Source organism: Octadecabacter sp. B2R22, assembly GCF_018861045.1.
In the GTDB taxonomy this organism is placed as follows: domain Bacteria; phylum Pseudomonadota; class Alphaproteobacteria; order Rhodobacterales; family Rhodobacteraceae; genus Octadecabacter.
The window spans coordinates 36,344-48,630 of record NZ_JAHKQJ010000002.1; the positions used below are offsets into that span (position 1 = coordinate 36,344).

Annotated in this window: 10 protein-coding genes and 1 pseudogene; 3 read left to right on the forward strand and 8 right to left on the reverse strand. The window is 54.2% G+C overall.

The genetic code is table 11. The features are described from left to right. Positions 1 to 10 precede the first annotated feature (10 nt). The 3 genes and pseudogenes from KO486_RS00305 (at position 11) to KO486_RS00315 (ending at position 4,402) form a co-directional block, all read left to right on the forward strand. On the forward strand, positions 11 to 1,243 hold the full coding sequence (locus KO486_RS00305; RefSeq protein WP_216035238.1) for an ABC transporter permease subunit: 1,233 nt from the start codon (positions 11 to 13) through the stop codon (positions 1,241 to 1,243). Positions 1,244 to 2,936: 1,693 nt separating this feature from the next. Continuing rightward, a pseudogene (locus KO486_RS16390) lies at positions 2,937 to 3,599 on the forward strand (amino acid ABC transporter permease); the annotation flags it as partial. 11 nt (positions 3,600 to 3,610) lie between these two features. Then, positions 3,611 to 4,402 carry an amino acid ABC transporter ATP-binding protein gene (locus tag KO486_RS00315; RefSeq protein ID WP_289847950.1) on the forward strand — a complete coding sequence of 264 codons (792 nt, stop codon included), beginning with the start codon at positions 3,611 to 3,613 and terminating at the stop codon, positions 4,400 to 4,402. Here the strand turns inward: KO486_RS00315 and KO486_RS00320 are convergent. The 8 genes from KO486_RS00320 to ttcA all read right to left on the reverse strand — a co-directional run bounded on the left by KO486_RS00320 (position 4,399) and on the right by ttcA (position 12,138). Next, complete coding sequence (locus KO486_RS00320; protein ID WP_216035240.1) at positions 4,399 to 4,893, reverse strand: histidine phosphatase family protein; 495 nt, start codon at positions 4,891 to 4,893, stop codon at positions 4,399 to 4,401. The two genes, KO486_RS00315 and KO486_RS00320, sit on opposite strands and share 4 nt — an antisense overlap. Next, positions 4,890 to 5,501: a ferredoxin gene (locus KO486_RS00325; protein ID WP_216035241.1), complete on the reverse strand. Its 612-nt coding sequence runs from the start codon at positions 5,499 to 5,501 to the stop codon at positions 4,890 to 4,892. The genes KO486_RS00320 and KO486_RS00325 overlap by 4 nt, the downstream gene beginning before the upstream one ends. Beyond that, a complete protein-coding gene (argB, locus tag KO486_RS00330; RefSeq protein ID WP_216035242.1) occupies positions 5,498 to 6,364 on the reverse strand; it encodes an acetylglutamate kinase in 867 nt (288 codons plus the stop codon). Before argB ends, KO486_RS00325 begins: the two co-directional genes overlap by 4 nt. A 28-nt stretch (positions 6,365 to 6,392) precedes the next feature. After that, positions 6,393 to 7,043, reverse strand: coding sequence for a ribosome biogenesis GTP-binding protein YihA/YsxC (yihA, locus tag KO486_RS00335; RefSeq protein ID WP_216035243.1), 651 nt, complete (start codon positions 7,041 to 7,043; stop codon positions 6,393 to 6,395). Next, entirely contained in the window at positions 7,044 to 7,787 is a 744-nt protein-coding gene (locus KO486_RS00340; RefSeq protein WP_216035244.1) for an MOSC domain-containing protein, read from the reverse strand. After that, positions 7,787 to 9,568 carry a membrane protein insertase YidC gene (gene yidC, locus KO486_RS00345; protein WP_216035245.1) on the reverse strand — a complete coding sequence of 594 codons (1,782 nt, stop codon included), beginning with the start codon at positions 9,566 to 9,568 and terminating at the stop codon, positions 7,787 to 7,789. The genes KO486_RS00340 and yidC overlap by 1 nt, the downstream gene beginning before the upstream one ends. Before the next feature lie 121 nt (positions 9,569 to 9,689). Beyond that, on the reverse strand, positions 9,690 to 11,189 hold the full coding sequence (locus KO486_RS00350) for a GGDEF domain-containing phosphodiesterase (protein WP_216035246.1): 1,500 nt from the start codon (positions 11,187 to 11,189) through the stop codon (positions 9,690 to 9,692). A 106-nt stretch (positions 11,190 to 11,295) separates the two neighbouring features. Further along, a complete protein-coding gene (ttcA, locus tag KO486_RS00355) occupies positions 11,296 to 12,138 on the reverse strand; it encodes a tRNA 2-thiocytidine(32) synthetase TtcA (RefSeq protein WP_216035247.1) in 843 nt (280 codons plus the stop codon). Positions 12,139 to 12,287 lie beyond the last annotated feature (149 nt).

Sequence of the window (12,287 nt, forward strand, 5' to 3'; positions counted from 1 at the left end):
GAGTTTGCGGATGACGACGCTCACTGATCCGCCGAAAGGTAACTTTCGGCTAAGCCAGCTCATTTACGATACACGCTACCGGTCGATCACCATCCAAGTGATTGCGATGATCCTGGTTTTGCTTGGCATTTTCTGGCTTGTGAACAACACCATTCAGAACCTCTCTGCTTTGGGCAAAGATTTTGATTTCGGGTTCCTGTCCCAACCTGCGGGTTATGACATTAACCAACGATTGGTCGAGTACACCTCCCAATCCAGCCACGGGCGTGCCGCTATTGTCGGTATTCTCAATACGCTTCTAATTGCCTTTTTGGGGTGCATTCTCGCAACCATCCTTGGTGTTGTTGTTGGGGTCTTGCGCCTTTCAAAGAACTGGGTCGTGAGCCGCATGATGGCGGTCTACGTTGAAGGGTTCCGCAACGTGCCTCTTTTGCTTTGGATCATTGCGATCTTTGCGTTGATGACCGAAGGCATGGCGCAGCCACGTGATTTCAAAGTTGGCGGTGACGCCAGCATGATCTTGGGAGACAGTGTCGCGGTCACAAACCGTGGGGTCTATGTGCCGGGGGTCATTCTCGAGAACGGGCTGTTTGGCTCCGCTGTTCTGAACTGGCTGCTCATTCTTGCGGTCCTAATAGCCAGCATTGTGTGCATTCGCATTCTAAGCCGTCGTGCCGACCACATACAGGAATCGACAGGTGTTCGTCCGACAACGTGGTATCAACAGCTTGCTCTTTTGATCGTTCCAGTTGGTTTGGTTCTGATCCTTATGGGCGCGCAACTTCAGTTCCCTTACCTTAAAGGGTTCAACTTTACTGACGGTATTCACCTGCGTAACTCGCTGATCGCTCTATGGCTCGCCTTGTCCCTTTATACCGGCGCCTTCATCGCCGAGATTGTCCGGTCTGGTATCCTGGCGATTTCCAAAGGCCAGTCAGAGGCCGCAGCAGCACTGGGCATGCGCCCGAGCCGCACCATGAACCTTGTGATATTGCCGCAAGCGATGCGCGTTATCATTCCACCACTGATTTCACAGTTCTTGAACCTGACCAAAAACTCGTCGTTGGCGATTGCGGTTGGCTACATGGATGTCCGCTCAACACTGGGCGGCATTACCATCAACCAAACCGGTCGGGAGTTGGAAGGTATCTTGCTGATGGCATTGTTCTACCTTGTCCTTAGCCTTGTGATTTCGGGCGTGATGAACGTCTACAACAACCGCACGCAGTTGCAGGAGCGTTGATATGAACAATTCAGAAATCAGCTTTGTCCGTACCGAAATGCTTCCTGAGAAGGCTCCGCCTGCGAAAGAGACGGGTGCTATCAAATGGGTCCGCCAGAACCTGTTCTCAGGCTGGCTGAACATCCTGCTGACGGTTTTGTCGCTGTTTGCGATCTATTCCGTGCTGTCATTGATTTTGCCATGGGCTTTCGGGGGTGTCTGGAACGCGGGTTCCTTGACCGAATGTCGCGAAGTCCTCTTTTCCTTCTACAAGGGTAGCCATGATGGCGCGTGTTGGGCTGTGATCGAAGACCGCTGGTTGCAGATCATGTTCGGCTTCTATCCGCCAGAACTTTACTGGCGCCCGATCCTCGCGTTTGTTCTGCTGTTTGTCGCACTTGCGCCAATCTTGTTTGCAGACAAGGTGCCGGGGCAGTTGGTCTGGTTCTCACTGGCTTACCCGTTTCTTGCAGCGTGGCTGGTTTGGGGCGGATCTGTCTGGCTACCGATCTTTGCAGCCTTTGGTTTCGTGGCCGCCGTTATCGCATACAAAATCCTGAGCAAACTAGCTGGACCAATCGTCGCGAACCTTGGCGCATTGGCAGCCGCCTTGATCTGGTGGGGCATGTTGATGGCTCCGATTAGCGATGGGCTGCACAAAATGGTAGGTTCGAGCCGGTTTGATAACACCGTCGCGACCTTGAACGCGCGGACTGACGAACTCCCTGCGCAGGTTGCTGCTGAAGATGCGTTGCTTGAGGCAAAACAGGCCGAGATTGCAGAAGCTGTCGCAGTTAAGAATGAAATTCTGATCGAAATGACCGGAATTCGGATCGAAGAGTTCGGGATCGAAGAACAGTTCGAAGCCAAAGAGGTTGCCCTGCAACGTCTTGATGGTGCGTCCGAAAGCGTTTCTGATCTGGCTGATATTCTCGACGAATGGGGCGGGGCACCTGCGGCCGCGTCCGACGCATCCGAAGTCGACATCGCCAAAGCGCAAGCCGCTGCGGAAACAGCAGAAGATTTGGTGGGTGACATCGGGTCTTTGCTGTCTGGCGCTCTGTCCGATCTGGCTGGGGATACGGTTGATCCCTCCGAGCTTTTGGTTCCTTCTGCGTCACAAGCTGATCCTTCTATCCTTGAGGATGTCAGCTCAATGGTAAGCAAGGCCGGTTTGGAAGATCCGATTGCCGCGCTTATCGCGCGTGCGGAATCGGTGACGACAGAAACGTCCGAAGCCGATCTGAAAGACCTTCAGGCGGATATTGAAACTGCGTCTGCGGCGCTTGGGGCTAATATTGAGGCTCTTCAGACAGTCCATGACAAGGTGATTGCGACAAACGCAGATGCCCTCGTGGAACCTCAAGCCCGCCTGCTTGATCAAACGGCAATTCTGACGGCTTTGCGCGATGACCAAACCGTCATCTCCCAAAGTAAATTCCGTCTGGAAACAGAGCTATCGGAAGGCAACAGCTTCCTGTCATCTTTGCAGTCGCTGAATGAACGAGAAGCCTCTTTGCCGATCCTTCAGGGTCGTGTTGATGAGTTAAAGGCTGAGTTGCCCCGCAACATGCGAAACCTGATCGCCGTGAACCAACTTCCAGAGGGGACCTCCTCTGCGGATGAGCGGCTCTTGTCCGAGTATTTGGGCGCGAAGAACGATGTTCTCAGCGTCTCTGCATCCGTCAACGATACTTACGGCGAATTGGGTCGTGTTGGTTTGTTGCCTATCGATAGTCGTAAGATTGGTGGTTTCATGCTGGCGCTGATCATCGGGATTGCTGGCATCGTGCTATCACTGCCACTTGGCATTCTGTTGGCACTTGGTCGCCAGTCGCACCTGTTCATCGTCAACAAGATCTGCGTTGTCTTCATCGAAGTCATTCGCGGCGTACCGTTGATCGTGTGGCTGTTCACAGCATCCTTGTTGTTGAACTACTTCTTGCCACCAGGCACGAACTTCGACCTCGTCTTGCGCGTGATCATTATGGTGACATTGTTCGCCGCGGCCTACATCGCGGAAGTTATCCGCGGTGGCCTCGCGGCGCTGCCGACCGGTCAGTATGAAGGAGCGGACAGTCTTGGCCTAAGCTACTGGCAATCGATGCAACTCATCATCCTGCCACAAGCGATGAAGATTTCTATTCCGGGTATCGTGAACACCTTTATCGGTCTGTTCAAAGACACCACTCTGGTTCTCTTCATCGGCCTGTTTGACCCGATCGGCCTTGCCGGTGCCATCCGTGCGGATACCGCTTGGAACGGCATCTATTGGGAACTCTTTATCTTTATCGGACTGCTGTTCTTTATCTTCTGCTTCAGCATGGGCCGTTATTCCCTACACCTCGAGAAAAAGCTTCAACGTGAGCACCGTTAAGGAGACCTCTAATGTCTGACACAACAACAGAACGCGCGATCAATCGCGATGCCATGACGGTCTCTGATGAGGTCGCGATCCAGATCACAAACATGGACAAATGGTATGGCACATTCCACGTCCTGAAGGACATCAACCTGACGGTTAACCGCGGTGAGCGGATCGTTATTGCGGGACCTTCCGGGTCCGGTAAATCGACGCTCATCCGGTGCATCAACCGTCTGGAAGAGCATCAGGCTGGCACCATCATGGTGGACGGAACTGAGCTGTCCTCCGACCTCAAGAACATCGATAAGATTCGTTCCGAAGTCGGCATGTGCTTTCAGCACTTCAACCTGTTCCCGCACCTGACCATTCTGGAAAACTGTACGCTGGCACAAATCTGGGTCCGTAAGACACCCAAGAAAGAAGCCGAAGACATCGCGATGCACTTCCTTGAGAAAGTGAAGATCCCAGAGCAAGCCGACAAATACCCGGGTATGTTGTCGGGTGGTCAGCAGCAGCGTGTGGCGATTGCCCGTTCGCTATGCATGAAACCACGCATTATGTTGTTCGATGAACCTACGTCGGCTCTTGACCCTGAGATGATCAAAGAAGTTCTCGACACGATGATCGAGTTGGCCGAAGAAGGCATGACAATGCTCTGCGTGACCCACGAGATGGGCTTTGCCCGTCAGGTTGCCAACCGCGTTATCTTTATGGATGCCGGTCAGATCGTTGAACAAAACGAGCCTGAAGAGTTCTTTAACAACCCGAAATCAGACCGTACGAAACTGTTCCTCAGCCAGATCTTGGGGCACTAATCAGTCAGGTCCCGCGGGATGACGAAATCAACCGGATGGGCCGAACGGGGAACCGCGTCGGCCCATTTTTCTATTGGCAGGTCGCAAACCAAGGTCGCGCCTGTCGGGTAGTCAAGAAACCGGCTGTGATCGGGATGCGCGGCCAGAATTCCTTCGGCGAACTCTGCAATCCCGGGATTGTGGGCAAGCATAAGAACCGTATCACCCGTACCCTGTTTCAACGTCTTTAACAGCATGTTTGGTGACGCGAGGTAGAGGTCCGGCTTGAACGTCACTGGGGTGTCGATTGCCAAACGGCTGAACGTTTCCCCCGTACGTGTCGCGGAGGAACACAGAACTTCATCCGGCAGATACCCATTCTCGGACAACCACACGCCAAGTGCGGTCGCACTTTTGCGGCCACGTTCATTCAAGGGGCGTTCGATGTCACTCAGCAGGGGATCATCCCAACCGGACTTTGCGTGGCGCATAAGGATCAATCGTTTGGTCATGACGGGTGAAATGCCTCCATGTGGAATGCAGTTTGTGCGGGGTCTCGCGGGTAAGACTGGCTGATTGGGCAGCTCATTCGGACCCGACAGGCCGCGCGGCAAGCGGCATCTGTTTCGATATGTGCCTTACAGCCCTGCACGTCATAGCTGTTTGGGCCTAGTGCCGACACAGGGCATGCCGTGAGGCAGGGGCGCGTGGTGCAGGTGTCGCAGGGCGACGTAGATTGCTTGGGCAACTCGATTTGGCCCGTAAACCGCAAGGCCCCACGATAAGACACCAACAGTCCCGCGTCCTTATGCACCAGCAACCCGACAGGGCTCTGCCACGCCTCACCGCTATTCAGGGCCCACGCAATGAACGGGTTAAATGGCGGGCCGCCGAACGGAAACACGGCTTGGGCGTCCAAGTGTTTTGCGATGTCTGAAATGGCCGCCAGAGACCAAGCGTCTAACGGGTTATCCCCCGTGAACGCGGGATGTTCGGTGACGTAATCCCAAAAGCCGTCCGCAGGGCCTAGTAGGATCATCGTGTAACCGTCTTCGTGAAAGCCCCCCAATGGGGTAAGCCGTAGCGCTGCTACGGCTGCGGCGATCTGCTCTAGCGTCACTTCGCCGCCCGAATGATGGACCCAGCGCCGTGTTCTGTGAACAGTTCCAGCAGGCAGGCATTCGGCGCTCTACCATCAAGGATAACGGCGGCACGCACGCCACCTTCTAGGGCATCCAGACAGGTCTGCGTTTTGGGGATCATGCCACCGGCAATCACACCAGAGGCGGTCATTTCGTTCACCTGATCCACAGTCAAATCCGTAAGAACGGTCTTTGTTTCGTCCATCACGCCGGGCACATCCGTCAGCAACAGTAGGCGATCTGCCGTCAAGGCGGCAGCGATTGCGCCAGCCGCAGTGTCGCCGTTGATATTCATGGTCTCGCCATTGCGACCTGCACCGAGCGGCGCAATTACGGGGATGGTATTGGCATCAAACAGGGTCGTCAGAACGCCGGTATCAATCTCGGCGGGTGTCCCCACAAGACCAAGCTCTGGTGCATCCTGATCGCAGATGATCAAGTTTGCATCCTTGCCAGACAGTCCAACCGCACGCCCGCCTTGGCGGTTGATTGCGCCAACGATCCACTTGTTCACACGGCCAGACAGGACCATCTCAACGACCTCGACGGTCGCTTTATCGGTCACCCGTTTGCCGTTTACGAACTCGGACTTGATCTCGAGCTTTTCGAGCATTTCGTTGATCATCGGCCCGCCGCCATGGACGATCACGGGATTCACACCAACCTGCTGCATCAGCACGACATCGCGGGCGAAGTCTTCCATCGCCTCTTCTGACGACATGGCATGGCCGCCCAGTTTGATGACAACAACGGCATCATTATAGCGCTGCAAATACGGCAGTGCTGCACTGAGGGTGGATGCAGTGGCGATCCAATCGCGGTTCATATCTTGCTTTCTCATGTTCTTCCTAAGGCGGGCGGTCTTGGCGTCAGTCTATCCCTGAGATGATTGCGCGCAATGTTTCAATTCCCTCGCCCTTTTCGGACGATGTCAGAACCATCTCAGGGAAGGCGGATGGGAATTTCTGCAGCTTCTCTCGAACCTGAACGAGAACCTTTTCGAGTTCTCCCTTCTTGAGCTTATCCGTCTTGGTCATCACACATTGGAACGTGACCGCCGCGCTGGCGAGCAACGCCATGATCTCTTCGTCGACGGGTTTGATCCCATGGCGCGCATCAACCAGAACAAAGGCACGGCGCAATGTGACGCGGCCACGCAGGTAGTTCTTCAGCAATCGCTGCCATTTTTCGACAACCGGAATGGGCGCGTTTGCGTAGCCATACCCCGGGAGGTCGACAAGATAGTAGCTTTCGCCAACAGTGAAGTAGTTGATCTCTTGCGTTCGGCCTGGCGTGTTGGACGCCCGTGCGAGGCCCTTGCGGCCTGTCAGCGCGTTAATCAGGCTGGACTTACCCACGTTGGATCGCCCTGCAAAGCAGACCTCTGGGCGGTCAGCTTCGGGAAGGCCGTCCATCGCGACGACGCCTTTTACGAATTCGGTTTCACCGGCAAAAAGGATACGGCCCGCTTCGCGTGTCGCGTCATCGGGGGCTTCCGCCTCGGGAAAGGGTAGTTGCATTCAAAGCACCTCTGCTTGGTCGCCAAGTGCGACATGGCCGGATTTCGTCACGACAGCATAGACGCCAAAGTCTTGGTGTCCAAAGCTGGATTTCAGTACCCCGAGAGTGTCGGCGTCGCGTTCGCCAGTCACAGGGTTTGCGGCGGTGTGCATGCACCGCCCGATAGGTTCGCGAACTTCAAGCTCTGCGCTGCCGATCCGGATGGTTTTCCCGACCCAGTTCAGTTCATCCCAAGCGCCAATACCATCGAGCCAGATGTTTCCGCGCCAACGTTCCATCTCGAGCGGACCACCAAGCGCGGCTTCGACTGACGTGTGGCTGGCCATGTTCATGATCGAAACTGACGGGTAGTCGGAATCAGTGATGCCTCGGTCTGATAGGCTAACAAGGCTCTGGGGCTGTTGACGATCTTCGGGATAAAGTGGTGCGGCCCAAGCCAAAAACGCTTGGCTTTCGGTCTCTGGGTTGAATGTCACTTCGCCCAAGTCGGCATGGCGCAAAGTCATCATGTGCGACGTGTCATCAAAGGTTGCCCAAAGTCCTGCAAGCGAAGGTGTCATAGCCCCAATCATAAAATTCCGGCACATGACCCATTCGGATCCATCGAACTTGGATTTTTCATGAGTAACCGCCCAGTGACGGTCCCACGGAAAACACTTACCTGCAGTCAAAGCAACGGCCGCGAGTGCTTCGCGGCCGTGACTCTTGATCGGGTGTCGCCAGAGTTCTGCGACTGTGCTCATCACTTAGGATCCGCTGTGTTGCGACCTGTAATGTTGCCGAAGATATCAGGCTTGAACCCTTGGCTGCGCATGATCGCATACTGCTGCATGAACGTGATCGTGTTGTTGGCAATCCAGTAAAGAACAAGACCACTGGCAAAGCTGCCCAACATGAACATGAAGACCCATGGCATCCACGCAAAGATCATTTTTTGCGTCGCGTCTGTGGGGGCTGGGTTCAGTTTTTGCTGCAGCCACATGGAGATACCAAGAACGATTGGCATGATCCCGATAAAGACCAGTGACAGGAACGAGTCCGTTGATGGTGCATCCCATGGGAACAATCCAAACAAGTTGAACAGGCTAGACGTATCGGGCGCACTAAGGTCTTTGATCCAGCCGATCCAAGGGGCGTGGCGCAATTCGATCGTTACGAAGATCACTTTGTACAAGGAGAAGAAGATCGGAATCTGCATCAAGATGGGCAAGCAACCAGACGCCGGATTAACTTTATTCTCTTTATAAAGCGCCATCATGCCTTTTTGCATCTTCTCACGGTCATCGCCGGCGTCTTCTTTTAACTTGGCCATTTGGGGCTGAAGCTCACGCATTTTGGCCATGGAAACGTAGGACTTGTACGCCAATGGCAAAAGCAGTGCCTTGATCATGAAGGTCAGCGCGATGATGGACCAACCCATGTTTCCAATGAAACCGTGCAACCAGTGCAGCACTGCAAAGATCGGCTTGGTCAGGAAGAAGAACCAGCCCCAATCAATACTGTCGAGGAACCGGTCAATCCCAAGATCGTTTTGGTAACCACGAATGACTTCCCATTCCTGAGCGCCAGCAAAAAACTGCGATTGTGCCGCGACGGTAGCGCCTGCTGCGACAGTGACCATCGGATAGATCGTTTCGATCTGATAGATGTCGTTTCCGGATTTCGCCGTAGAACGGAAGTTCTGCCCCGGTGTCGGGATAAGCGCGGTCATCCAATACTGGTCGGAAAAGCCGATCCAGCCATTTTCCTCGACCTCGATGCGGCCTTCTTCAGTCGTCAGGTCTGGCATATCATCGTAATCGATTTCTTCCATCGAATCGTCGGACATCCGCACGACACCTTCGTGCTGGATGAAGAAACCGATTTGTTCCGGCTCTCCGTGTCGTGCCACGATCCCGTATGGGCGCAAGGCCACTTCAGAACCGCTAACGTTTTCAACGTCTTGGGTGATGGTAAACAAGAAGTCATCATCGACAGAGTATGTTTTCCGGAACATGAGGCCAGCGCCGTTGTCCCAAACCAATGTGACGTCTGAACCTGGGGATAACGTGTCACCGGATTCGATGGCCCATTCGGTCGTCGCGCTAGGTACTTGATCAGCAGTTGCACCAACGGACGCAACCCAGCCATGCAATGCGTAGTAGGGATCTTCTTCGCCGATTGGAGAAAGGAGGCGCACCAGATCGGAATCGTCATCCAAAGTTTCGTCGTAGTTTTTCAGCGACAGATCATCAATACGACCACCAATCAGCGAAAGTGAACCGGTCAGGCTTGGGCTGTCGATGGTCACGCGCGCAGCATTTGCGAGGGTGTCGGCTAGACCGTTGTCCTCAACGGGTGTTGCGACCTGCGCAGAGTCAGCGGCCGCGTCGACGCCCAGCATTTCGCCTTCGGCAGTTGTAACTACCTCGGTTGGGGCAACAGGCTCAACTGCTTCCGGTGGTGGGAATAAAACAAACCACACCAAGATCACGAGTAAGCTAAGTGCTGTCGCAAGGATAAGATTCTTGTTCTGGTCGTCCATTGAAACCGCCTGAAACTGCCATTGAAATATCAGGCAGTTTCAATAGGTCGAGCGCCCAAAGGTCAAGCTGTTTTCCCTTATTTTCTTTAAGTATTGCCAGAGATGCCTTGGGTGGCTGCGTTTAACTGGCTCGCCGCGAAAGCTGGATTGGCGCATTGGGTTGTTTCATATAGGCGGCGGCCCATTCCAGCGTTTCTTGTATTGGCATAGGGCGCGCAAGTTGAAAGCCCTGCGCGTCGGCACAACCGATTGATTTGAGGACACTAAGTTCGCCTTTCGTCTCAACCCCTTCTGCCAGAGTTTTAACATTCAGTCGCTCGGCCATTGTGACAATCGCTGCGACCATGCTGCGTTGTTCGAGATCAAGGTCAACCCCAGAGATAAAGGACCGATCGATCTTGATCCGGCCAACGCTGAAACGCCGAATGTTGGTGATGGAGGCATAGCCGGTTCCGAAATCGTCAAGATCAACGCTACAACCAAGGTCGGCAAGAGCTGCTAGATTACCAACAATTTCATCATCAGCACCCCCCGCGATGACGGTTTCTAGAACTTCGATGGCAAGGCGGTTCGGGTCGATACCGCCAACCTCTAGATGCATCGCGATCCTTTCGACAAGGTGCGGGCAACACAGCTCATCGGAGGAGAAGTTGACGCCAATACAAGGGACGTCCAGCCCCGATGTATCCCAAAACGAAAGGGCCTGAACCGCTTGTTTTATCATCGTGTCGCCAAGCTTTTGCATCAATCCCGCCTGTGCCAGTGCAGGCAGGAACTCCGGCGGAGTCAGGATGCCGCGGTCTGGGTGGTGCCAACGGGCAAGGGCTTCGAATCCGGACAATTCCCCGCTGGATAGGTTTATCTGGGGTTGGAAGTAGGCGAAGAACTCCCCACGTTCAAAGGCGGCTTTGGCCTCTGCTGCGGTTTTCTTGGCCGCGCGACGTTTGCTCTCCACGGCAGGAGAATACCCTCGTACGGCGTTTGGGCCATTTCGGCGCGCTTCGGCGAGGGCTGAGTAGGCTGCCTGCATCAAGCCTTCACCTGTCGGGTTTTCCAATTTGCAAGAAGAAGCGAACCCGATCGATACGGTCATTTGCGGAGGAAGGTCAGCTGACAAGGGGGCTGTGGACATGGATTGTTGAATACGGGTGCACGTGTTGAGCATCGTTTCAAGATCGTAGGGGGCCAAGGGTGCAAGTGCGACGGCAAAGCGATAGCCATCTAGACTTGCCACAACGTCCGTTTCTGTAAGGTGAAGGTCCAGCGCGCTTTGAACAAAAACAAGCGCCCGATCGAGCGCGCCGCGACCATGGGTTTCTTCGAGCCGGTCATGATCATCGATTTCAATGATCATCGCGCCCGTGGGATGCCCGATTTGTCCGAGGAACCTAGAGAGGCAGCCAATGATGAAAGGGCGTGCTTCTTGTTGCTCACCCGCTCGTTCTGACGGCGCGGCGTTTGGACGAATCAAATGGGCAACCAGTAACGGGGCGAAGATGAACGCGGCCGCAAGGCCTGTCACGCCCAGAGCCACAAAAGCCAGTGAACTGCTCGCCCCAAAGCTTAAGGTGGCAAATACTATCTGTCTGTTCTTGTTTGGAAACTTCGCAAGAAATTGCATGATCGCACCCGTTTGAATCCCCACAGATGAAGCCTGAGGTTGGATAATACATACGGGAAGGCCGTTATCGGGGAGTTAAGAACAGCAGCTCTTTAACAAAACGCCGTCAGGTTTCGCACTGTTTGACGTCCAGTCCTTTGAAGTCGAACAGTTTTGGATCCAAAAGGTGTGACGGTCGCGCATTCATGAGAGACTTGAACATGATGTTACGACGCCCCGGGAAATTAGTTTCCCATTGGTCCAACATTGCTTTTACTTGTTGCCGCTGTAGCCCATCCTGAGACCCACACAGATCGCAGGGAATGATTGGGTAATCCATTGCGGTTGCGAATTTTTCGCAGTCCACTTCAGCAACATGGGCAAGCGGGCGATAAAGAAACAAATCGCCTTCTTCGTTCACCAGTTTTGGCGGCATTGTCGCCAGCCGAGACCCGTGGAAAATGTTCATCATGAATGTCTCAAGGATATCATCGCGATGATGCCCAAGCACGACAGCCGAACAGCCTTCTTCGCGGGCAATGCGATACAGGTTTCCGCGTCTCAAACGAGAACACAAAGCGCAGAATGTGCGGCCCGCGGGGATCTTGTCCATGACAATGGAATAGGTGTCTTGGTATTCAATGCGATTGGGTACGCCCATCTTTTCTAGGAAGGCGGGCAGCACCGTCGCTGGAAAATTCGGCTGCCCTTGGTCAAGATTGCACGCCAAAAGATCAACAGGCAGTAAGCCGCGCCATTGCAATTCATGAAGCACCGCAAGCAACGTGTAGCTGTCTTTCCCGCCTGACAAACAGACGAGCCATTTCGGACGCGGCCCGTCTTGAACCATTCCGTAGGTCTCAATCGCTTCGCGTGTGTTTTGCACGATCCGCTTTCGGAGCTTCTTGAACTCGGTCGTTTTGGGAGCGCCATAAAACAGCGGGTGAATGTCATCGGGATCATCAAGCATGGTGTCGAATTACAGGCGTAAGGTTCGACCTACAAGTGGGCGATATGCTCGTACAAACTGTATACCTCCCGAATGCACACCGACCCTTCCTTAGCTCGCCGAATGAGCCATTCGTGTCTGCATTTATAAACGTCTGGTTTGAGCCCAAA

Excerpts from the sequence above, each read along its gene's own strand:
- KO486_RS00305 (WP_216035238.1), top strand. The coding sequence starts at position 11 with ATGACGACGCTCACTGATCCGCCGAAAGGTAACTTTCGGCTAAGCCAG.
- ttcA (WP_216035247.1), bottom strand. The coding sequence starts at position 12,138 with ATGCTTGATGATCCCGATGACATTCACCCGCTGTTTTATGGCGCTCCC.
- argB (WP_216035242.1), bottom strand. The coding sequence starts at position 6,364 with ATGAGAAAGCAAGATATGAACCGCGATTGGATCGCCACTGCATCCACC.
- KO486_RS00340 (WP_216035244.1), bottom strand. The coding sequence starts at position 7,787 with ATGAGCACAGTCGCAGAACTCTGGCGACACCCGATCAAGAGTCACGGC.
- yidC (WP_216035245.1), bottom strand. The coding sequence starts at position 9,568 with ATGGACGACCAGAACAAGAATCTTATCCTTGCGACAGCACTTAGCTTA.
- yihA (WP_216035243.1), bottom strand. The coding sequence starts at position 7,043 with ATGCAACTACCCTTTCCCGAGGCGGAAGCCCCCGATGACGCGACACGC.
- KO486_RS00350 (WP_216035246.1), bottom strand. The coding sequence starts at position 11,189 with ATGCAATTTCTTGCGAAGTTTCCAAACAAGAACAGACAGATAGTATTT.
- KO486_RS00320 (WP_216035240.1), bottom strand. The coding sequence starts at position 4,893 with ATGACCAAACGATTGATCCTTATGCGCCACGCAAAGTCCGGTTGGGAT.
- KO486_RS00315 (WP_289847950.1), top strand. The coding sequence starts at position 3,611 with ATGTCTGACACAACAACAGAACGCGCGATCAATCGCGATGCCATGACG.